Below are 22,453 nucleotides of genomic sequence, written 5' to 3'. Positions count from 1 at the left end.
CATGCAGCTGACTCTGATGCTCGCCGCCGCAGCGGTCCATGGCGGTGCGCGCGCGCAATCCGCCCCTGAGACGGCCGTGGGACTGGCGGCCATCGACGTCTATCTGAACGTCAGCATCGGCGGCCAGCCCAGCCATCGGATCGCGCGATTCGAAGACGAGCATGGCCGCCTGTCGGCTCGCGGCGCGGACTTGCGCAGCCTGGGGATCGATACCCATGCCTTGGGAATAGCAGACGATGCACGGATTCCCCTGGAAGAGATCCCCGGCCTGAAGTACCGCTACGACGCGGCCGCGCAAGACGTCGATCTCGACCTGCCAGACCGGTACCGCATCGCGAACCGTATCGATGCGCGGGGCTTGAATCCCGTCGCAGCGGCCACGGCGGATCGCGGCCTGCTCATCAATTACGATCTTTATGCACGCACCGACCGCGACAATCCGCTGGCGATCTGGAGCGAACAACGCTATTTCGACCAATATGGGGTCTTCAGCAATACAGGCACGGCTTACCTGTATCGCGACCTGCGGCGCTATGTCCGCTTCGACTCCAGCTGGACCCACTCCGACCCCGCCACATTGACGGCCACCCAGGTGGGCGACACGATTTCCGGATCGCTGGCCTGGTCGCGCTCCATACGCATGGGCGGCCTGCAATGGCGGCGCAATTTCTCGTTGCGGCCCGACCTGGTCACGTTCCCCATGCCGGACTTCGCCGGCAGCGCCGTGGTGCCGTCCTCCGTCGATGTCTATATCAACAACATCCGCCGCTATTCGGGCGACGTCCCCAGCGGCCCCTTCGTGGTCGACAACGTCGCGGGCATCACGGGTTTCGGGCAGGCAAACGTCATCACGCGCGACGCCCTGGGCCGGCCCGTGTCGCAGTCGGTGCCCATCTACATCGATACGCGGCTGCTGGCGCAAGGCATGTCCAGCTATTCGGTCGAAGCGGGCTTTCTGCGCCGCGCGTATGGCTGGCGCTCGTTCGACTACAAGGACGATCCCGCCCTCAGCGGCACCTGGCAATACGGCGTCTCGAACGCACTGACCGTTGAAGCGCATGGCGAAGCCAGCGCCGGCCTGTACAACGCGGGGGCCGGCATGCTGGCCAAGCTGGGCATGGCGGGCGTCGTCAACGCGTCGCTGGCCGGCAGCCTGGGCAGGAACAGCGGCCTGCAGGTGGGCCTGGGCTATCAGTACGTGGACGAGCGCTACTCCATCGACATACAGAGCCTGCGCGCGATTTCCGACTACGCCGATCTGGCGGCCAACGACGGCATCCCCGTATCGCGCGCCAGCGACAGGGCGACGCTGGCCGTGCCCCTGGGCGGCGGGCAGACCGTATCGCTGAGCTATATCGGCCAACGCTATCCGGGCGTCGACGCCGCCCACATCGGTTCAGTGGCCTACACCACGCGGCTGGGCAACCGCGCCACGTTGAGCGTGAGCGCCTACCAGGACTTCAACGACAGCGACAGCCGCGGCGCGTTCCTCAGCCTGGGCATCACCCTGGGCGAAACCTCGTTCAATGCCATGGCCGGACGCCAGGACGGCGGCTCATACACCAACGCCAGCGCAATCCGCAGCCCCGATTACGGCGGCGGATTCGGCTGGGGCGTGCAGGCCGGCACCTACGAGGCGGGCCGCTACGAGCAAGGCTGGGGCCGCTACCTGGGACGCTACGGCGAGATCACGCTGGGCGCGCAGCGCTACGACGGACGCACCACGGGAGAGCTCGACGTGAATGGCGCCTTCGTGTTCATGGATGGCGCGGCGCAAGCGTCCCGGCGCATCGACGACGGCTTCGCGCTGGTCTCCACCGGCGAACCCGGCCTGCCCATCCTGCATCAGAACCGGGTCATCGGCCATACGGGCTCGAACGGCCGCCTGGTGGTGCCGGACCTGAACAGCTACCAGACCAACACGCTGGAACTCGACGGCATGGACCTGCCACCCAACGCGCAGGTGTCGGCCTATGCGCTCGACGTCGTGCCCCAGTCCCGATCCGGCGTGCTGGCGGAGTTCGGCATCACCCACGAGGCCGCGGCCACCGTCGATCTCGTGGACGGCAACGGCAAGCCGCTGCCGGTGGGCGCGCGGGTCGTGCACAGGGAGAGCGGGTCCGAGGGCGTGGTGGGCTACGGCAGCCAGACCTTCGTGCGCAACCTGGGCAAGCGCAATCATCTGGACGTCCAAGGTCCGGATCTTGCCTGCACGGCGCGGTTCGACTTCCAGGCCCCCGCCGACGGCAGCCTGCCGCGCCTGGGGCCGGTGGCATGCGTGGAGGCCCGGCCATGAAAACACTGATGGCCGCATTGCTGCTGGCGGCCCTGTGGCTGGGCGGGAACGGCGCGCATGCGCAAACTTGCACCGTGTCCATGACACCCATCACGTTTCCGAACTTCAATCCGGTGCTCGGCGCATCGGTAACGCAGACCGGCACGCTGACGGCGACCTGCACCTGGGGCCTGCTTACCCCGGGATATGCCCGCGTGTGCGTGAATCTGGGCATCGGCGGCGGATCGACCGTGCAAGACCCGCGGCAGATGGCCAATGGAGTCAATCGCCTGCAATACCGGCTATCGCCGAACTCCTCCATGAGCCCGCTGTGGGGCTCGGCCGCCAACGGATCCACGCCCGTCATCATCGACCTCACCCAGCCCCTGCTGGGCAGCCAGGCCACCGTCAACCAGCCCATTACCGGGCAGATCCTGTCAGGCCAATACACGGTACCCACAGCCAACAACGCCACGACCGCGTACTCGGAAACTTTCACCGGCGTGGCAACCTTCGACTACGGATTCTCCATCCTGGTCCGGCCCGCCTGCTCGTCGCTGACCACTCGCGGCAGCTATAACTTCACGGTACGCGCCAACGTGACCAACAACTGCACCATTTCCGCCTCCCCGTTGAATTTCGGGTCGATGGCTGACTTTCGCTCGGCGCGCCTGGCCAATACGACGCTGGCGGTGCGCTGCACGAACAACGACGCCTACCGAATACGCCTGAATGGCGGCCAGAACGGCACCGTAAGCCAGCGCTACCTGCGAGACGCCACCGGCACGCGGCTGGTAAGGTATGACCTGCACACGTCGGCGGACCGCACGATCCCCTGGGGCGACGGCACCGCGGGCACCGCCTTCGTCACCGGCACGGGAACCGGCAACATCCAGCAGGTGCAAGTCTATGGACGGGTGCCCGCGCAGACGGCGCCACCCCCCGGGCAATACAGCGACGTGGTGACCGCGACCATCGAATTCTGAGGGTCAGAACACCACTGTCCAGTATTGGTCGCCCCCCGCGCGCTGCGCATGCCAGGGCGTTCCCTGGGAACATCGCACCGCGGGACGAGCCGGTCCCTGGCTGACCGTGCAGAGGCTGGGAACCGTGAAGCGCACGAGCATCGGCGCAAGCGGCGCGGACTTTGCCTGCTGGGCCGCCAGCCCGATGCTCCCTGCAAGCAAGAGTCCCAACGCCGGGAAGACAAATTTGGAGGTCATGAAAAAGCTCCAGACCAGAGTTGAGCCATCTGCACTAACGGCGACGCGCCGGATTTCTTAAGCGCGGCACGACTTCGCCCCCAAATTTTTTGCCCAGATCGCACAGGAGATTCACTAGTGGTTAGATCCGCAACGACAGCATCGGTTCATTTCTCGCCTGCCGTCCTGGCAGCCCCATTGCGGCGGCGCCGACGGCCCAGGCCCTGGCTGGCGGCCCTGCTGCTGGCGACAATGCTGTGTTGCCTTGCCCTTTCCTGGCAAGCCCAGGCCGCGGGGCTGCTACAGCCGCAAGCCGCGGCGGCGTCTTCCTCGGCGCTGACTCCGGCGGCCCTGGCGGACTTGCTGGAGAATCCCGAAGCGCGCAAGGCGCTGGTGGATGAGTTGCGCGCGCAGGCCACCGGCGCAAAGCCTGCCGCTTCCCGTCCCGCAGGCGCGGCCCCTGCGTCCGCGCAGCCCGCCGAACCCGGGTTGCAGGAACGCATGGCCGACAACGTCCAGCGCTTCCTGACCGGCCTTGCGACCGACATGGGCCAGGGCGTGGAAGACATGCGCGCACTGGCCTCGGGCAGCAGCCTGCGCATGGACGGCGACGCCGCGGGCCATGCCCTGAAGCCTCTCGCCCTGGCCGCGGCCGCCACCATCCTCGCCTTCATCCTGCTACGGATGATCGCCATGTACGTCTACGGACGCATCGACCGCTGGGTCGCCGAACAGCGCCACACTCCCGAAGCGCCGCCCAAACGCGGCGCGCCTGCCTCCATGCGGGTGCTGTACCGGCGCGCCGGAGCCATCGTGGGCGCGCTGACCATCGATGCCGGCGTGGTGGTGCTTGCCGCCATGGCAGGCGGCGCCGCAGCCCTTTGGAGCACGCCTGGCCGCGGCACGCTGGACACGCTGGCCGCGGTATTCCTGCGCGCCTTCGTCTCGGTGGAAATCGTCAAGGTGCTGGTCCGCACGGTGTTCGCCGTCAAGCATCCGCACCTGCGCCTCTTGCCCATGACGGATGACAACGCCAGGTACTGGAATGCGTGGCTGCTGCGCATCGCCACCGCGGCCGGCTACGGCACGCTGCTGATCGATCCCGTGGTCTCGGCCTCGCTGTCGCCCGCGCTGGGGCGGCTGGCCAACCTGCTGATCATGCTGGCCGTGTACGTGTATGCGGTGCGCGTCATCTGGCGCAACCGCCAGACCGTGCGCGGGCACCTCGACCGGCGCGCCGCCAGCGCGACGACGTTCATGGGCTCGCGGCTGCACATTCTGGCGCGCGTGTGGCATGTGCTGGGCATAGGGTACTTCACCATCCTGCTGGTCGTCAGCCAGGTAGACCCGACCAACGCCCTGCCCTTCATGGCCCGCGCCACCGCGCAGACCCTGCTGGTCATCGGCGTGGGCAGCCTGCTGATCCTGCTGCTGAACACCGTGCTGGCCAAGCCCATCAGGCTGCCGGACGACCTGCGCAAGCGCCTGCCGCTGCTGGAGGCGCGCGTCAACGCCTATGTGCCCGCCACCTTGAAGCTGGTCGGCCTGATCATTCGCATCGTGCTGGTGCTGCTGGTCCTGGACGCGTGGCGCGCTTTCGACCTGTCCCGCTGGCTGGCCTCGGATGCCGGCGGCGCCGCCATCCGGATGACGGTGAACATCGTCATCGTGCTGCTGATCGCGGCGCTGGCCTGGACCGTGATCGCCAGCATCATCGAGCATCGCCTCAGCCAGAGCGAAGGTCGCGGCATGCCCAGCGCGCGCGAGCGCACCCTGCTGGCGCTGTTCCGCAACGCGGCGCTGATCGTCATCGTGACGATGACGTTGATGGTGCTGCTGTCGCAGATCGGCATCGACGTCGGACCGCTGATCGCCGGCGCCGGCGTGGTCGGCCTGGCCATCGGTTTCGGCGCGCAGAAGCTGGTCCAGGACATCATCACGGGCGTCTTCATCCAGCTTGAAAACGGCATGAACGAGAACGACGTGGTGCAGGTCGCGGGCGTATTCGGCACGGTGGAGAAGATGACGATACGCTCGGTGGGCATCCGCACGCTGGACGGGGGCTACCATCTGGTGCCGTTCTCGTCCGTGGACGTCGTCGCCAACCACATGCGGGACTTCTCGTACCACCTGGGCGAATACACCATCGCGCATCGCGAGAGCGTGGACGACGCCATCGTGCATCTGCGCGCGGCCTTCGCCGAGCTGATGACCGACACGGTGCTTGGGCCCGAGATCCTGGAAGACATCACGGTCGCCGGGGTCACCGCGGTCAACGAGAAGGGCGTGACCATCCGGATCCTGATCAAGACCACGCCGGGCATGCAGTGGGCCGTGCAGCGCGGCTACAACCGCCTGCTGAAGAAGCACTTCGACGCCGCCGGCATCGAACTGCCCTACCCGCACACCGTGGTGTACTTCGGCCAGGACAAGCGGGGCTATGCGCCGCCGGCGAATGTCTTCGTGCAAGCCGAGCGGCCCGACGAAGGCGAGGACGCCCGCGCCGCCGGCCACACCCGGCGCCCGCTGGAACCCGCGCCGCGTGGCGAGGACTCGGCCGAGGTGCTGGGCAACGAGCTGGAGGCGCGCGAGGAAGGCGAAGCGCCGCGCACGTAGCCATACGCCAAGAGCATCCATGGGCCCGGCCAGGCAAGGAGCGTCCGCCCCTTGTCGCGGGCGCGCTTACGCATTGACCGCGACGTCATATTTTGATAATTTCTTAACAAATTATGTCATCGCCGAATTGCCCTGCGCAGGGTGCTCCGCGGCGCTCCGGAGCCAGCACCGCCCCCGCCGGCAGCTGGCCACCCTACCCGGAGATTCCCATGACGGCTGTGCTGATGGTCGACGACCACGCAATGTTTCGCGAGGGTCTGCAACTGACCATTGCACGGCTGGCGCCCTCCCTTGAAATCTGCCTGGCATCGAACGGCAACGAGGCCATCTCGATGCTTGCAGCCCGTGCGGATATCAGTTGCGTGATCATGGATTACTACCTGCCGGACATCGGCGGCAGCGCGCTGCTCAAGCGCCTGCGCCAATTGCGCCCCGGCATACGCATCCTGGTGATGTCCGCCTCCGAAGACCAGAACGACCGCGACCGCGCGCTGATGGCAGGCGCGCGCGGCTTCCTGCACAAGTCCGCAAGCAGCCAGATGCTGCTCGCAGCGCTGGAGGAAATGCAATCGCCGCAAGGAACAGGCGCGCAGCCGCCCACCGCCGCGGCCATACCGTGCGCGGCCATGACCGATGAAATTGCCTTGCTCAGCGAATTGACTCCCAGGCAAAGCGACGTGCTGCGCCTGATATGCGCCGGCATAGGCAACCGCGAGATTGCGCTGCAACTGGACGTGGCCGAGAAAACGGTCAAAACTCACATCACCGCCATCCTGTCTGCGCTCGGCGTGCAAAACCGCACGCAGGCCACACTATTGGCGCGCCGGGGCGGCTTGCTGGGCAAACCCAAGTAACCGTTCCGCTATTCGTTCAACAGCGACAGGTACCGCGCCATTCCCCCCTCTTCCTGCGCGACTTCCTGCATCAGGTCCGCCAATGACATGCCGCCCCAGGCCACTGCCTTTCGCAACAGGTAGGGCGTGGGGCTGTGCGGTTCGATCGCCGCCAGGTAATCGGCGATGCGCGATAGCTGGCGGTAGGCTTGCGCGCGATTGGTCAGCGGACCCAACGACGCCACGACACCGGCGTCCACAGGATCATGAATGGCCGCGGCCTCCTGATCCGCATGCGCCCGGCCGGGCATTGTCAGCGCCGGCGCTTTCCTGGCATCGCCGGCGATGGTTTCGCCCTTTCCCCCTGACCGGATGCTGTGTTCGGCCAGCAGGCCGCCGGCCACGCGCGCCAGCCGGGCCAATACATCGGGAGTACGGCGCAGCCCCGGCGCGTCGCGCCCCAGCCGTTCGTCCAATCTGCGTTCCAGCCCTTCCCATGCGGCTGCGGCCGCGTCGACGAACCTCACCATGGACTGAAGTCCCGCACGGTTGGCCGGTAGCGCCGCATACGGCATCAAGGCATCCCGGCTGAGCGCAGGCTCGGCAGATTCAGATTCAAATTCAGATTCCGCATCCGTTTCGATGCCGGAAATCGCACGGGACGTATTGCAGGCGCGCTCCCAATCGTAGAGATTGATCTCGGGCGGCTCCCTGTCTTCGGCGCGCAGCAACGGCAGATGCAGCGTGCAGGCCAGCGACAGGGTGGTGTCCAGCCAGATGAACGGCGCACAACGCGCGTCGGCCGCGTCTTCGTCTTCCATCCGCGGCCAGGCGGTTTCCCAATAACGCTGCAGCAGGCCGTCCAGCACACGGATCCCCGCCGCCAGGCCTTCCAGGCCATGCAAGCGCGTCCAGGCTTCGCATAACCATGCCGCCACCTGCAGGTCCTTGCCCTGCGTTGCCAGAGCCTCCTGGCACAACGCGGCAACCAGCGGCCAATCCGCTTTTTGCAACGGACGGTCCCAGTCGCCCATCGGCAGACTGGCGTCGTCATGCCGGCGCGCATCCTGGATCTGCTGGTACACGGGTACATAGCGCAGCGCGGCACCCGCGCCGCCTTCCAGCGGCAACGGCGCCAGCAGGGCTTCCAGTACCGCCCCCTCCAGCGGCATTGCTTCGTGCTTGCTCATTGCGCGCTCCATTCCGGCGCGCGCGCCGGAAAACTGTTCGGCCATTGCAGCGGTGTCTTCCTGCCTGCCGGCATCAGGGCGATGCGCAGGAACACCCGCCCCTCTTCCAGGTCCGGCACCCGCGCCATTCCAGCCGCGTTGGCCATTCCCAATGGAAAATCGAAGCGCAGCAGCGGGCCTGCTCCGCGTGGCCCGGCGTCGGCGGCCTGGTGGCGCTGCATCATGGAGATCAAGGCCCAAGGATCGCTGAATTGCCACGTCAGGATTCGCCCGTCGGTCGTCAGGGCGGGCTGCCGCGGGTCCGCCATCGCGATCAGCGGCGAATCCTTGGCGAACCGCAGCGTCAGCGTGACCGGCGTGCCGTAATTCCAGTGCAGGGTCCTGGACGCGTCGCCCAGAGCCAGGCTCTGCCCCCCTATGTTCAGCGTCCAGTCGATCAATTGGTTGGCGGCCAATTCATCGCTGCGGTTGGCCCGGAACTCCACATTCAGGTCATAGCCGGCCACCCCGGCATCCTCGGACGGGTACAAGGGCGCGAACAGGGCGCGGACCTGCGCGAAATTGTCGATGAACCTCATGACCGATCCGGATGGAGTCGCGCCCCTGGCTTCGCCGTCCGCATCCCGGTATGTTCCGGCCACTCCGTCATAACGCTTCAAGGTCTGGCCAAGTTGCCCGTAATCCGCCGACGCCAGCCCCGCGGAGCCTTGTGCGGCAATGGCTCCCACGCTGGCATACCGCGCAACCGCACCCACCGCGCCCGGATTGAACGGCGCGCGGCCCGCCACCAGCACGTTGAAGGTCGCGGAGAAATCCTCCCACTGCTGGCGCAGGTCGGACACATACCGTTGATTGCAACGTCCCTGCAGCGCGCTGTACAGACGTGCATACACGGCGCCGAAGTAATCGTCGCCGCCGGCCGGCGGCGGACCCGCGGGGCGCGCCCTGCAGCCGCCCGAAGCCGGGTCCGCCACTGCCTGCACGAACTGTTCCAGGCGCAGCAAGCTGCTGTTTGGATTGCGCAACCGATACCGCTCCAGATCCTGATTGATGGCGCGCCACCGTTGAGCCAGCGGCGAGGCCGCGCTGATGGGATCCAGCGCCGCCAGGTACACCCCGGCCTCGGCGCCCAAGGTCAGGGCGCGCGCCGACTGATGGTCCAGATAGGGTCCGAGGCCGGCGGCGTCAGCGACGCCGAACATCGCCAGCACGGAAGTGCGCACGGCCGGCGCGGCGGCTTCCGCATCGAACCGGGTCGCGTACAGCTCCGAACGCTGCAGGCGCCGATCCACCTGGCGCAAATGCTCCATCGCGTCGCGGGACACCAGGGCATCCAGCGTGTCCGACTGCCGCGTCGCGCCCAACTCGGCCAACAAGGCGCGGATCCGCAGCAAGCGATTGCGCGCCGCCGTGAAAGCAGCGCTGTCTTCTCCCGCATCGGCCTGCGCCGGCGTGGCCGCTGCCATGGTCTGGTCGAACACCAGCCTGCCGAACTGCACGTCCAGCGTCCGTTCCACCACCGGTGACAAGGTGGGCGGCACGCTCTTCATCCCGTCCGCGAGAAAGCGCTTGCGCACCTCGCCCAACGCCAGGGCCTGATCCAGCTGCACGCGGTTCCAGACGATGACCGCGCCGCCGTCCAGAACGGGCGGCTGCAGGTCGCGTGGCGGGGCCATGAAAGGCTGCGCCAGCAGGCCCGCGAACGCGTCGCGCAACGCCAACCGGGAAGGAGACAACACATAGCGCGCCTCCTTGTCCTGCCACAGCAGGCCGCTGTCCGGCCCGTCCAGACGCAGTGCTCTTTCGCTCTTGAATCCCTCGAAGTCCGCGCGGTCGCGCTCGCGCGCCGCGGCTGCGGCCTCCGGCCCCAGCAGACGGTTCTGGGCAGCGCGAGCCATCGCGCGGTCATAGGCGGCGCCTGGCGTGAACGCGGCCTGACGCATCCATCCTCCCTTGCCGGCCGCCAGCAGATCCTGTTGAGCGGTGATCGCGGTAACCAGCCTGCGATAGCTGCCGCTCACCTGCGCCGCGTCTTCCGCGTTCATGGCGGCGTCCGTGATCTGGCGCGTGGACTGCGCCACGGCGCGCTCCGTGAGCAGCAGCGGATTATTCGCAAACAGGCGCCGGTTCAGCTGCGCCGACGCCTTCTCGAACGCGCAGCCGAATGCCTGCTGCAAGCTGGCCAAGCCCTGCTCTGCCGTCGGCGTCATGCCGTAGAGCACGTTTCGATCGTGGCCGCGGCTGAAGTACGGAAGCACGTTACCCAGATCGCCTTGCAGATCGGCGCCTAGCGCGTAGCGGACCACCTGCCGCAGCGCGTCGGCGTTGCCGCCGCCCGGCTGGCGCAGATGCTGAAAAGCCCGCAGCGCCGCATCGAACTGGTCGGCGCCCGCCACGTACCGTTGCAATGCTCGCAGTTCGGGCTGTTCATCGATGCTCAGACTGCCGGCGCTGCTTTCATCGCCCTCCAGACTGGCGGACGGAGCGCATATGCCGTCCGACGCCAGCAAGCCGCTCACCGGGTCCAGTCCTACCCCCGTCAGCTGCGACGCGCGCGCGGCCAGCTCACGCTGGATAGCCGTCACGGCAATTTCGCCGAACTCTCGGGCAAAGCGTGCACGCACGCGGGGAGTCAGATCGTCGATGCGCGACCAGGATCCCGGCATGAAGACGGTCCACCCGGAATCCACCTGCAGCCCCTGATCCAGCGTCAGCAAGGCCAGGGCGCGCCGCCGGTACCATTCCGCCGGCAGCTCCTGGCCCTGTTGCAACGCCACGGCGCGCTCGCGCGCATCGCGCCGGGTATCTTCCAGCGCTGCGACCAGAGGCGCGTTGTGCCGTCCCAGTTCTACCGTGGCGATGATCAATCCCCCGCCCCACACCCCGAGCAAGGCGATGCCGCCCCAACGTACCGCCCGGTGCAGCACGGGCCGGGTCAGATGTTGCGAGCGCGAAGGCCGGGTCAGTCCGTACTCCTGGAAGATCTTGCGTTCGAAAAGGTCCCGCAGGAAGGCCGGTTGGCGCAACAGGTCCGCCAGCGCCGGATTCGCGGCCTCACGGCCGTCGCCCAGGTACGGTTCGGCGTCACCGGCATCCACTCGCGGCCCCGACTCGGCTTGCCGCCCGATCGTGCGCGCCGCCAGCTCTCCGCTGTCTCCGGTCAGATAAATGCCGCGAAAGAAAAAAGGCTCGTGATAAGCGCTGGGCCGCAACAGCTCGTCCACGTATAGCTGCAGCTGCGCCTGCATAGCCTGGATGCGCGCCGGCAGCAGCAGGAAGCCGCGCGCGTCCGCGACGCCCGCGTCGACCGCGAACAGTTCCGCGCTGGCGTCCGACACGGCGCCAGTGATGGAGCGCATCGCCGTCTCCACCCAATCCGATTGATATGTGGTGGACAGGTCGTAGGGGGAAGACCAGCCCAGCATGCTGGCCCGCAGCGGTTCCGGCAAAGCTCCCGCGAACTCGCTGAAGCCCTCCAGGGCTTCGCAGTCCGTCACCACCACATAAACGGCAAACCGCATGGCGAACCGGTTCTGCGCCAACCACAGCCGCCGATGCGCCAGCTTGGCCCGCCGGGCAAGTTCCAGCTGGGAGTCCGTGTCGGCGGTCAGCAGCATGCCAGCAGGCACCGTGATCACCACCGAATCAAAGGGCCGCTGCGGACGATAATTCCGGCACAAACCCAGGAATTCGTCCCAGGGCTTTTCGTTGCTGTCCTGCCCCGGCGCGTCCAGATAGGCCGCCTTGATATCGATGACAATGCCGCGGTCGAAGAAATTCCACGAAATCCCCTGCGTCGACGTCGGCCCCGCGGCTTCCGAGCCCAGCACGCTGGGTACGCCCGCCTGGGCTATCGGCAGTCCGCCGCTGCCGTCGCCCTCGTTGAGCACCATGATCCACGGTATGCGGTAGCGTTCACCGCGCGCGGCGATGTTGGCCTCGATCAGCTCGACCGCCTGGCGGAAGGCATTGCGCAAGGAATCGGAGCGCAGCCGCACGACCTTGCGGTCCTGCTCGGGTTTCTTATGGGCGCCATGCCTGGCGAAGTACAGGACTATGCCCAGCACGGCAAACACAACCAGGGTCAGCACGACGACCGACAACAGGAACAGATTGCTCGTCAGCATGGCAAGGCTCCCTGGATCACGTCACGGATGATCTGCATGGCGTCAGTCCCGGGCAACATCGGCGTGCAGCGCCTGACGCACCGGCCATGACTGCCAAAGCCAGGCGATCTCCGACACGGCCAGCAGCGACGCCATGCCCAGCAGAAAGATGAAGGTCCATCGGCTGACCGTCGGCAGCTTGCGCGGCGCGACGTGCGACAGGATGTTGGAGTACGCCGCCGGCGCCAGGACCCGGTCCCGGCCTCCCAGGTCCGCCCGCCGCTGATAGACGAATTCGTACAATTCCTCGCGATAGCCGCGCAGCCGTTGCGCCGCATCCGCACCGCGATAGCGGCCCTGAAACCCCACCGCCAGCGCAAACAGGTACAGGCGGGCGATGCTGCGGCGCGATGGCTCGCGCCCCGACAACAATTGTTCGATGCGCTGGAAAACCAGATCGCCCGCCACGTTGGTGCGGAACAAGTTGGATTCGAGCAGATAGGCGGTCCAGCGGTCACGCCCCGCCCACTCGGCATTCAACAGGATCTCATCGGCCAGGACCGCCTTCAGGTAGCGCGCGTCGGCCAGGTTCTCGGCGTCGAACCGGGTGCTGTCACGGCGTGCCTGCAATGTCTGGATCTCAAGCAGGCTCAGCATGTGCCGGCTGAGCTCCTGCGCCGCAGCCTCGGCCGATGGCGCCTCGCCTGCCGACACCCGCATCCGCACTCTCTCCAGTTCGTCCAGAAACCCGCGGAACTGGCTGGTCACCAGGTCGTCTTCGTCCCCATCGGGCCGATTGCGTGTCAGATTCGCCATGATCTCCCTTCCCTCAGCCCTTCACGAACAACAGCATTTCCTGGGGCCGCTGCGCACTTTCGCCCTCGTTGGAATTGGCGATCAGCAATGGCTCATCGCCCTGCACCAGGCCCGAGGCGGCCTGGATCTCGAACAACAGGTATCCCGAGCCCGAACGCAGGCCCAGTTCTTCGGCGTACTCGACATTGCGCCGTACAGCCCCCAGCACGCGACGGCTGCGCAACGATGGATAGACAGGCTGGGACCCGATGACCGCCCCTGCCATCCAAGCCAGCAGGTCGCGGTCCGATTGGCCCCGCACGCCGATCACGAGCCGCTCCCCTATCCATTCCGGGCGCAGCTTCAGCGCGAAGGCGCCGTGGTCGAAGTCGAACTTGTACTGGCGGAAATCCTCGTTGATCTCGGAGCTTGCTTCCCGCAGAAAGCGCAGCATGGGCGTAAAGACGGAAAGCGGATCCGCATGGTCGTAGTCGGGTGGCGGCGGCGATATCGCGCCAGGCTTGAGCAGGCATAGCGATCCCGCCAGGGACGCCAGCGCCAGATACAAGGTCCAGGGGTGCAGATGCGGCGTGCGCAGGACGGCCTCGGCCATGGGCAAGCCTGCGAGCAGGCTGCGCAACCTGTCCCTGAGCTCCAATTGGGTCAGCCGGTCATCCACCCGGGACGATGGATTGGCCGTCTGCCGGGCGATGAAGGCAGCCTTGCCGCGCAACTGGCCCAGCAACGCCGAGGCCGCGACCCAGAGCGGGTTGTCGTGTTGCACTTCCAGCAGCGGCGGCAGGCGTTCGCCAACCCTGACGACCTCATTGTCCTTGTAGAGCGATCCCAGGCGCAGCGCCACGAACTGCGCGGCAGGCACGTCCCCGGCGGACAACGCCAGGTTGGGCAGCAGGCGCGAGATATCCGCCGCAGGGGCGTCGGACACCTGGTCCTCTACCGGCGCCCCGGCCACGGAACGGAATCGGCGGACTTGCCCTTCGCGTCGGGCCAGGGTCGCGACGGGCAAGGTCACGTAAAAGTCGATCGGACCGTCGGCCAATTGCGCCGCATGGGAATCCAGCGCCAGTTCCAGTCTTTCCGCCGTGTCCGTTCGCGCGGCATAGGCAATGGCAGTGCCGTCCGGCATGATCGCTTCCAGCTCCAGAACCCGCACGATGCCGGCGGGCAACAGTCCGCTGTCCAGCACCAGCCGGCGCACGCCCCAGCTGAAGGGCGCCGCCGCCAGCGTCTGCCACGCCACCAGCGTGTCGACGCGCGAGGCCAGCAACTGGAAGTGCTGGGGCGCCAGCAGCATGCCTTCATGCCATTCCACGGCATCCGTCACCACAGTTTGAAGGCGGGTCATGCGGCGGCCCTCCTGGCATGCGCACCGGGCGCGCCGGGCAAGAATCGAAACCTATTCATCATTGGCCCGCCGTCACGGTAAATCCCTTGTTCTCCAGGCGGATCAGCAGCCGGCCGCTGAACGCGTCCACCCGCGCCCGATGAGCGCCCGGCGCCGCATAGCGCGCAAACACGAATGCCCCCGCCACGCGCGGGCCTTCGAGTTTGTCTCCGGGTACGCTCAGATGCTGGCCCGGAACCACCTCCCAACCTTCATATCGCAATCCCTGCGGATAGGTGTTGAGCAGGTCGTCCTTCCCGGCGAACCACTTGGCTGCCGTCAGTTCGGCAAAGCGCGCCAAGAGGGTTTCGTCCCTGATCAGCACCAGATCGACCGCCACCGGACTATCGCCATTCGCGTCCGTGGCCGCGGATACCACCACCTGCTTCCACGCCGGCTTTTCGCCCTTGAAATAGTCCAACCCCAACGCGGAACATCCCGTCAGGGCCGCCATCAGCATCAATACCCCGCCTCGCGCAGCGCGCCATGCCCACCCCGTCGCTCTCATCACCTGGCTCCCAACCCGATACCCAACAATACGATCAGCAATCCCGCCAGCACCATGCAACTTCCCATCAGCATCAGCTGCATGCCGGAAAAGGCCAGTTGCAAAGGAGCGCGCCCCGCCGTCCCGTCGCGCCCGGCCGCCCGCTCGGACGAAAGGCCGTCCGACACCCAGGCCACGACCACGCACACGCATAGCAGGCTGAGCACCGTCCGCAATCCGTCGCACAACAGGTCAATGGCCACGAACAACACGCCTGCGGCTTCCACCGGCAGCTCGAGCAGCCCCAGCGTCAAGCCCGCGAACGCCACGTTCGCCGCTCCGCCATGTCCTGCCGACACGAAGGCCGCCGCCATCGAACCCGCCGCGACCAGCACGAGTTCCGCGCCGCCCAAAGGCCTGCCGTAAAGATTCGCGACGAATAGCGTCACCAGCGCGAAATACAGCGCCGCCCCGCCCCTCAGGAATACCGCACCGAAGGGCAAGGCAAGCTCAGCCACGCCGCGGCTGAATCCCAGGCGCGCGCTCATGACTTCGATGGCGTGCGGAACTGGCGCTGTCGCGCTGCCGGAGGCCAGCCCGACCAGCAGCGGTCCTTTCATCTCCGCCAACACGGACAGGAACGGCAGGCCTGCGCGGGCCGATATGACGGCCATCGCCGCGATCGACAGCACGATCGCCGACAACATGAAGCACAACAGGAAGCCGCCCATGGCGCCCAGCGTGGCCGCCTGCGCGCTCGACGTCAGATACGCGCTGGCGCCAAACGCCAGGACCGGAATCAGCAGATTTGCCCGGTCGATGATGATCCCCAACGCCCGGTACGAGCTTTCAAAGATTCCATCGAGCAACGCGGTACGCTCGCGCGACAACGAAGCGAAGGCCAACCCGAACAACAGCGTCGCCACCAGAATTCCCAGCGTGTTCCCCTGCGCCAGCACGCGAAAGAAGTTGTCGGGCAGCAGCCCACGCATCACGCTCTCCCGCCGCGATGCGCCATCGCCCATTGCCGCGCCGGCATCCGGCGATTCCATCAGGCTGACGCTGTTCTCGGACAGCGCATTGCCCTCGCTCCAGACCAGCTCGCCCAACTGGGCATGTTCCTGCGGGCTCAGGTGCTTGCCCGGCATGACGGCCGCGCCCAGCAGGGTGCCGCTCACGGCGCACGCGCCCACCAGCGCCACCGCCAGGGCCGCGGTCAGCGCAATCCGCCTGCCCGGGCGCGGCATATCCAGCACCTGGCGCAAACCGAAGAAGATCGCCACCACCAGCAAGGGCATGGCGGCCATGTTCACCACCACCAGATAAAGCTTGCCGACCAGGTAGGCGGCGTGCCCCAACGGCTGCGCCATGACGCCCGCCAACGCCCCGGTCGCCATGCAGAAGGCCAGCAATACGGTGCTGCCGGAGAGGCGGTTCAAGGCACTCATGCGGACACGTTCCAACCGCGCGTCAACGCATAGCGGACGGTTGCCGCCGCCAGCTCCTGCGTGCTGTCGATCAGCGGCATGGGCGCGTGCGCGATCGCCCCCGCAGCCAAGGGAATCTCGGTGCACCCCATCACGGCCGCCGTCGCCCCGCCGGCTTCGAGCTGCCGCAACGCCAGTTCCAGCAGGCTTGCAGCCGCCGCCAGGTCTCCCGCCTTGACCTGCGCGATGCAGGCGGTGATCCGCGCCTGCTCCACGGCGCCCGGCACCAGGAAATCGATACCTCGTTCGCGCAGGCTCGCCTGGTAGAAGCCCGACACCAGCGTGCCGCGCGTGGCCAGCACCGCGACCTTGCCGCCTTGCGGCACGGCGTCGGCGCAAACCTCGCCGATATGCAACATGGGCGCCGCGCTGCGCCGCTGCATTTGCTGGTACCAGTGGTGTGCCGAGTTGCACGGCACCACCAGCAATCCGACGCCGCTGCGATTGAGCAGGTCCACGCCCGCGTACAACGCCGGCAACGGATCCAGGCCATCCCCCAGGATCGCGGAAGAACGGTCTGGCGTATGCGGCAGGTTCGCCACCACCATGGGCAGATGATCCTGGTCGCGCGCGCCCTGTGTCAGGCGAACAATGCGTCCCATGAAGTCCACCGTCGCCAATGGCCCCATGCCCCCAAGCACTCCGATCATCGTCATCGCGGCCTCCTATACCCGCAGAGGCCGCGGGCAAATAACCGACACCGCCGCCGAGTTGCCGATCACCAGGATCAGGGTGCGCAACATGTCGCATAGCGGATCGATGGCCAGGAAGAGAATGAAGGCGGCCTCGAACGGCAACCCCAGATAGGCGCAGGTGATCCCGATGAGCGACACGGTCACCAAGCCCGTCATGCCGGCCGACGCAAAGCCGGCCAGCACCGACACCAGCAACACCGTGGCCACCTCGCCCACGCCCAGCGGGCGTCCATACAGCTGCGCAATGAACAGCGTGGCGCATACGTAATAGACCATCGGCCCGACCCGCAGCAACGACACGGCCAGAGGCACAAGCAGTTCCACCCGCGCCCGGGCGAATCCGAGCTTGTCGGCCAGGCTTTCGATCATGCTCGGCATGCAGGCCGCGCTGTTGCGCGTCGCCAGCGCCAGCGCGAACGGCGCGCGCAGGGCTTCCAGCGTCACGGACAGCGGCTGGTTCGAACGCTTCCAGATGACTACCACCGCCAGCGACAACAGCAGCACGGCCACCGCAAAAAAGGCCAGAACGAACTGTGTCATCGCCTGCAGCGGCTCGATGCCAGACTTGGCCATCTGCGAGGCGCTCATGCAGAACAGGATCAGAGGCAGGGGCAGGCTGAGCCAGTGCATCAGCTTCTGGCAAGCGCAATACACGGTCTCGAGCACCTGGCTCAAGCCTACCGAAATGCGCTCAGGCACATAGCCCACCGCGATCCCGAACAGCAACGCGAACACCAGCGACTTCAAGGCGTCGCCGCTGGCCAGCGCGGCGAAGATATTGGTCGGCACCAGGCTGCCGAGCAGGTCGGCCAGGGTCAGGGTCTTGGCGGGCACATCGGCGCCGTACAGATTCATCACAGTGACGCTGGAGGCGGAATCGCTGCCGACGATGAGGCCGAATGCCTGCAATGTCGCGCTGGACAGGTCGGCGCCGGGGTTCAGGATGAGCAGCACGGCCGCCCCGACCAAGGCCACCAGCGCGGCGGTGCCGGCGAAGACCGCCAGCACGCGCAGAAAAAGACGCGATGCGCCGCCGTCGCGAAACAGGCGCTGCAGGCTGAATATCACCGCCGAGATCATGAACGGCAAGGTCGTCATCTTCAGGAAATCGACGTACACCTCGCCGATCAGCGACAGGCTGCGGGAAAATGCCGGCAGGTAAAGCCCGGCAAGGCCGCCCAGCACCAGGCTGCCCAGCACCAGCCAGGGATTGAGGACGATCGCGTAGAGTCGTTTCAGAGTCATGATGGTCCAGCTTGCGCCTGCCTCAGTGATTGGTGGCCTGCAAGACCACGTTGACGTCGAACCGCTCGCTGCGGTCCGCCAGGTACAGGTTGATAAAGCCCAGCAGCGCCTGGTCCGATGCATTGACGGCCATGCCGAGCGTGTCCTCCAGATCCTGCAGCGTCACGACCCGCAACCGCAGCGAAGCCGTGGGATCGATCTTCAGCACGCGCTTGACCTCGAATTCGTCACGATAGGCGGCGGTGACCTCTCCGCTGTCCAGCGCGGCCAGCACGGCCTGCCAGGTGGGGTATTGCCGCACATCGGCCTGCGGAAAGTTGGCCGTCACGTAATCGGCATAAGAGGATTTGGCCACCACGCCGATCGTGCCGGTATAGGCGCGTATCACCTCCGGCACCGAGCGGCCCCGCGCCAGTTGCGCGAACTTGACGCGATTGAGCAGCAGGGCGCGCTTGAGCGACAGGTATGGCGCGCTGAAGCTGACGACCCGCGCCCGCGATAGCGTGCGCGACAGCTTGCTGATGGCAAGGTCCGCCTGGCCTTCGGCCAGCAGGGTCACCACGCCGTCGAAGGTCTGGGCCTGGCGGTTGAAGCGCACCCGCACTCCCAGCTTCTGCGCGATCTCCCGCGCGAAATCCACGTCAAAGCCACTCAGCTTTCCATTCCGTTCTTCGAAGAACGGCGGCTGGTCCACGCCCAGCAATGCGACCACCAGTTCCCCCCGGTTGATGATCCGGGCAAACTCAGGCGCCAGCAGGGCGCCGTTGTCCATCCGCACCACGCCGGTCTGCGCCTGAGCGGCCGCGCCCCAGGACATGGCCGATGCCGCGCAGAAGAACGTCGCCAGCACGGCGAGACGAACGGACCGGAACAGGGTTTTCAATAGGTGCAACATGCAAGGCTCCGGCCTGTCAGTAGCCAAAAGGAAGAAGCGGGGAACTCAGTCATGGCGGTCCGCCTTGGGCGCCGCGGCCTCTACGGTGGCGGGCGCGGCGGCGGCGATACCCGGCGGCGCGGCTGGCGGTTCCGACAGGCGGGCTCCGATCTGGAAGCCCAGCAGGAACAGCAGCACGCAGAGCAGGACGGCGCAGGCCAGCGTGACGGTCAACATGCGGGGAGTCAGGGAGAATACGTAAGACATGCGTTCACATCCTCAGGGAACCAAAGTCGTGACCTGCGCGGGCGCCGTGATCCGGATCAGTCCGCCCCAGGTGCAGAGCAGCATCGACGCGTCCTGCAAGGCGGGCTTGCCGCCGATCAGCACGGTGGGTGAACCGGGCAGCCAGGGGCCGGGCGTAGCGGGCATGCAGGGCATGGGCGTCAAGGCGCCCAAGGCCGCGGCGGTGGCCGCGGCAACCGCCGGATTGCCCAGGCAACTGCACATGCCGAAAGGCGCCACATTGGCGACTGGCGCATGGTCCATGATCGTGGCAGCGGGCAACGCCCCCGCCAGCACGCCCGCAGGCATTACATTCAGCACGGACGGCGCCGCGCCAAAGCTGCACATCAGGGCCGAACCCGCGGTCACTTGCAGGGCCATGGCTATCCTCTGATCCACTTTTCCAGGCGCGCGCCGAAAGTGGGAGATGACGGTTCGGAGTCTGCCGGCTCCAAGCGGCGCCAAGGCTGCTCCGGCGCACCATTCACGTAACGGCGCTCGGCCAGCGCAGCGCCATCAGGCGCGTAACGGCGGGCGATGCCGTGCAATACCCCCGCGCGGTACGGAGACGCTGCCAACAGCGTGCCGTCCGCAGCGTAGTCACGCGTTTCGCCATCCAGGAGGCCCAGGCGATAGCTTTCGCGGCGGACCACGACACCATCTTGCAGGTATTCGGCCATGCCATCGAGCCTGCCCATCAGGTAGGTCTGCCGCAACGTCTCCAGGCCCGACTGCGCATATGCCACGCAGGGCCCGTGCAATAGCCCGAGCTCATACTGCTGGCGCGACGCCAGCTTGCCATCGCGATAGGACAGCGCTTCGCCATGCAACCTGCCCTCGGCGTAAGACGCTACACGCAGCAACGCGCCAAATTCGTCGTGTATCCGCAGCGAGCCGGACAGGCGGCCCTGCCGGAACTCCGCCTGCAGCAACACTTCTCCGTCAGCGCCATATCGCGTCATCGGGCCTTGCGCCACGCCGGCCTGCCAGGAACTGCGCGCCGAGAGGCGGCCGGCCTCGTCCAGCTCTTCCATGATCTGGATCTCGGGCAAGGAGGTATCGGAGCTATGCATGGCGCGCCTCAGTTGATCTTGACCAGGCCGCCCTTGAGCGCCAGCAGGCCGCCGCCATCGACGGTCTGCGTCGCCGTCGCCTTGTGTTCGATCGTCAGCGCCTTGTTGCTCAGCGTGGTTGCGGCTTGCGCGGTCAGCGTCGACGCGCTTTTGATGCTGATGGAGCCTGTGACGTCGATGACAAGATTGCCGCTGACTTTCAGCGTGTAATTGCCGGCCACGTCCTGAGTAAATGCCGCCCGGTTGGCGTGCGTTTCCTCGCCATGGACCTCGACGCTGCGCACACCCTGCACCACATGCGATTCCTTACCCTTCTGTACCTCGATGCGGCGGTCTCCCCGCTTGACGATGCGGCTTTCATTACCGCCAACCTCCGTCTCAAGCGCGTCCTCGATGACGACCCGCATGTCCTTCTGCGCATGCAAGTACAGTTCTTCCGCATCGAGTTTGTCCTCCATGCGGATCTCATTGCCCGCCACGCCCCGCTTGGACGAGCGCGACCGCATGACGCTCTGCGTTTGCTCCGCCGGCAGCTGCACGGGCAAGGTCTGCTGCTTGTTGTAGACCGTACCCGTCACCAGCGGCCGGTCGGGGTCGCCGTCGACGTAACTCACCACCACCTCCTGGCCGACTCGGGGCAGGAACCAATGCCCCCACCCCTGCCCCGCCACACTCTGCGATACCCGTACCCAGCAGGAGCTGTCCTGGTCGCGCGCGGGGCCGTCATCCCAATGGAACTTCAGCTTCACCCGCCCATGCGCGTCGGTCCATATCTCTTCACCCGCCAGCCCTACCACCTGGGCGGTATGCGTCCCGGTGACCATGGGCCGGGGCGTCACAGGCCTGGGACGGAACGGCACGGCCTCCGGCAGCACGTCAAAGCGGTTCCGGTATCCCTCCTGGGTCGCGTCGTGCGTGACGGCCCGCAGAACGTAGGACACATTCAGAGCGCTGTCCGGGTGACCGGCCAGTTCAAAGCGGGAACCGGCCGACAGGCCATGGCATCCGCTGACGCCGCTGCCCACCTGCCCGTCGGCCTGTTGCGCGGCCAGCCTGATGGCGGCCTTGCGGTCGCCGTCCGCGGCGTCGGCGTACTTGCCGGGATAGACATAGTGCCGGGCGTCGGGCAACAGCGCCGGCTTGCGCGATGCGGCAAGGGAAGTGCTCGCCGTGAGATAGTCATAGTCCGCCAGCACATGCCCCGGCGCCACGATGCCGTGCGCCATCTCGAACGCATGCACGCGGTCCGGGTCCGCCCCATCGTCCTTGTCCAGCGCGCACTGCAGGCGGGCGGCATGCGCATTCACGGAATGCGCGGCGGGGCTGTCGGCCAGCACCAGCGTATGCCTGCCATCGGCGCCGTCGAAGAAATAGAAGATTCCCTCTTCTTCCATCAGGCGGGAAATAAAGTCGAATGGGCTTTCGTCGTACTGCACGCAATAGGGACGCCGCGGATAGGCGCCCGCTCCCAGCCGGGTCTCGAATGCCACCTCGTAGCGTCCCAGCGTTTCCTTGACGATGTCCAACGCGGTCTTGTTCTGGTGTATGGCACGGTCCCGCCCCAGCGTCAGCAGCCACAGGCGCGGCTGCAGTTCTGCCAGGTAGTAGGCATGCCCGCGGTCCGCGCCCAGGTGCACGAAGCGCGTGACGATTCCGTTGAAGTGCCGAGGCCGCTGACGCGGGCGCTGCAATGTCACCGTGACGGCCTTGCCGACGATCGCTCTCGCATCCAGCGCCTTGTTGGCCGACCTCATTCTGAGATCGAACCGGAACAGCTCCGACATCGCCTCGCGCCCGCTGAAGGATTCCAGCAACAGGACGTCCTTGCCGAACGGCGTGGATACCGAGGCAAACCAGTGGGCTTGGGTCTGATCGGCGGCCATGG

Annotated in this window: 18 protein-coding genes; 4 read left to right on the top strand and 14 right to left on the bottom strand. The window is 66.6% G+C overall.

The features are described from left to right. Nucleotides 1-16 precede the first annotated feature (16 nt). Together DXK93_RS28590 and DXK93_RS28585 are read left to right on the top strand one after the other, a co-directional pair. Nucleotides 17-2,296 (top strand): fimbria/pilus outer membrane usher protein, encoded by a 2,280-nt coding sequence (locus DXK93_RS28590; RefSeq protein ID WP_119451913.1) that lies wholly within the window; start codon nucleotides 17-19, stop codon nucleotides 2,294-2,296. Then, nucleotides 2,293-3,261 (top strand): spore coat U domain-containing protein, encoded by a 969-nt coding sequence (locus DXK93_RS28585; protein ID WP_158598584.1) that lies wholly within the window; start codon nucleotides 2,293-2,295, stop codon nucleotides 3,259-3,261. The genes DXK93_RS28590 and DXK93_RS28585 overlap by 4 nt, the downstream gene beginning before the upstream one ends. Before the next feature lie 3 nt (nucleotides 3,262-3,264). On the opposite strand, the gene DXK93_RS28580 is transcribed toward DXK93_RS28585, so the two are convergent. Next, the gene (locus DXK93_RS28580) at nucleotides 3,265-3,498 is read right to left on the bottom strand and encodes a hypothetical protein (protein WP_119451874.1); all 234 of its coding nucleotides are present in this window, start codon (nucleotides 3,496-3,498) and stop codon (nucleotides 3,265-3,267) included. 231 nt (nucleotides 3,499-3,729) lie between these two features. On the opposite strand from DXK93_RS28580, the gene DXK93_RS28575 reads away from it, so the two are divergent. Both DXK93_RS28575 and DXK93_RS28570 read left to right on the top strand, forming a co-directional pair. Then, the gene (locus DXK93_RS28575; RefSeq protein WP_119451873.1) at nucleotides 3,730-6,093 is read left to right on the top strand and encodes a mechanosensitive ion channel domain-containing protein; all 2,364 of its coding nucleotides are present in this window, start codon (nucleotides 3,730-3,732) and stop codon (nucleotides 6,091-6,093) included. Between the two features lie 209 nt (nucleotides 6,094-6,302). Further along, complete coding sequence (locus tag DXK93_RS28570) at nucleotides 6,303-6,947, top strand: response regulator transcription factor (protein WP_054451868.1); 645 nt, start codon at nucleotides 6,303-6,305, stop codon at nucleotides 6,945-6,947. Nucleotides 6,948-6,955: 8 nt separating this feature from the next. Here DXK93_RS28570 and tssA read toward each other — a convergent pair whose 3' ends face one another. From tssA to DXK93_RS28505, 13 genes are read right to left on the bottom strand one after another with little or no spacing between them, the layout of a single operon-like run. Beyond that, entirely contained in the window at nucleotides 6,956-8,116 is a 1,161-nt protein-coding gene (gene tssA, locus DXK93_RS28565; RefSeq protein ID WP_233564628.1) for a type VI secretion system protein TssA, read from the bottom strand. Then, nucleotides 8,113-12,243 carry a type VI secretion system protein gene (locus tag DXK93_RS28560; protein WP_119451872.1) on the bottom strand — a complete coding sequence of 1,377 codons (4,131 nt, stop codon included), beginning with the start codon at nucleotides 12,241-12,243 and terminating at the stop codon, nucleotides 8,113-8,115. The genes tssA and DXK93_RS28560 overlap by 4 nt, the downstream gene beginning before the upstream one ends. A gap of 42 nt (nucleotides 12,244-12,285) precedes the next feature. Next, complete coding sequence (locus DXK93_RS28555; RefSeq protein ID WP_054452301.1) at nucleotides 12,286-13,029, bottom strand: DotU family type IV/VI secretion system protein; 744 nt, start codon at nucleotides 13,027-13,029, stop codon at nucleotides 12,286-12,288. Between the two features lie 22 nt (nucleotides 13,030-13,051). Further along, nucleotides 13,052-14,383, bottom strand: coding sequence for a type VI secretion system baseplate subunit TssK (gene tssK, locus DXK93_RS28550; protein ID WP_119451871.1), 1,332 nt, complete (start codon nucleotides 14,381-14,383; stop codon nucleotides 13,052-13,054). Nucleotides 14,384-14,441: 58 nt separating this feature from the next. Continuing rightward, a complete protein-coding gene (locus DXK93_RS28545; RefSeq protein ID WP_119451870.1) occupies nucleotides 14,442-14,882 on the bottom strand; it encodes a hypothetical protein in 441 nt (146 codons plus the stop codon). 47 nt (nucleotides 14,883-14,929) lie between these two features. Next, the gene (locus tag DXK93_RS28540) at nucleotides 14,930-16,357 is read right to left on the bottom strand and encodes a dicarboxylate/amino acid:cation symporter (RefSeq protein ID WP_119451869.1); all 1,428 of its coding nucleotides are present in this window, start codon (nucleotides 16,355-16,357) and stop codon (nucleotides 14,930-14,932) included. After that, a complete protein-coding gene (locus DXK93_RS28535; protein ID WP_119451868.1) occupies nucleotides 16,354-17,052 on the bottom strand; it encodes an aspartate/glutamate racemase family protein in 699 nt (232 codons plus the stop codon). Before DXK93_RS28535 ends, DXK93_RS28540 begins: the two co-directional genes overlap by 4 nt. 9 nt (nucleotides 17,053-17,061) lie before the next feature. Beyond that, nucleotides 17,062-18,336 carry a dicarboxylate/amino acid:cation symporter gene (locus DXK93_RS28530; RefSeq protein ID WP_054451875.1) on the bottom strand — a complete coding sequence of 425 codons (1,275 nt, stop codon included), beginning with the start codon at nucleotides 18,334-18,336 and terminating at the stop codon, nucleotides 17,062-17,064. Nucleotides 18,337-18,358: 22 nt separating this feature from the next. Then, entirely contained in the window at nucleotides 18,359-19,231 is an 873-nt protein-coding gene (locus DXK93_RS28525) for an ABC transporter substrate-binding protein (RefSeq protein ID WP_225588892.1), read from the bottom strand. A 45-nt stretch (nucleotides 19,232-19,276) separates the two neighbouring features. Beyond that, nucleotides 19,277-19,477 carry a hypothetical protein gene (locus DXK93_RS28520; protein ID WP_119451867.1) on the bottom strand — a complete coding sequence of 67 codons (201 nt, stop codon included), beginning with the start codon at nucleotides 19,475-19,477 and terminating at the stop codon, nucleotides 19,277-19,279. Between the two features lie 12 nt (nucleotides 19,478-19,489). Continuing rightward, nucleotides 19,490-19,876 (bottom strand): DUF4280 domain-containing protein, encoded by a 387-nt coding sequence (locus DXK93_RS28515; protein WP_119451866.1) that lies wholly within the window; start codon nucleotides 19,874-19,876, stop codon nucleotides 19,490-19,492. Nucleotides 19,877-19,878: 2 nt separating this feature from the next. Then, entirely contained in the window at nucleotides 19,879-20,568 is a 690-nt protein-coding gene (locus tag DXK93_RS28510; RefSeq protein WP_119451865.1) for a toxin-antitoxin system YwqK family antitoxin, read from the bottom strand. 8 nt (nucleotides 20,569-20,576) lie between these two features. Next, nucleotides 20,577-22,451, bottom strand: coding sequence for a type VI secretion system Vgr family protein (locus DXK93_RS28505; RefSeq protein ID WP_054451878.1), 1,875 nt, complete (start codon nucleotides 22,449-22,451; stop codon nucleotides 20,577-20,579). Between the last annotated feature and the right edge of the window lie 2 nt (nucleotides 22,452-22,453).

The organism is Achromobacter sp. K91, from assembly GCF_003576205.1.
GTDB classification, from domain to species: domain Bacteria; phylum Pseudomonadota; class Gammaproteobacteria; order Burkholderiales; family Burkholderiaceae_B; genus Achromobacter; species Achromobacter aegrifaciens.
Note: the sequence above shows the minus strand (reverse complement) of the source record. Positions and strands in the feature narration are given on the sequence as shown.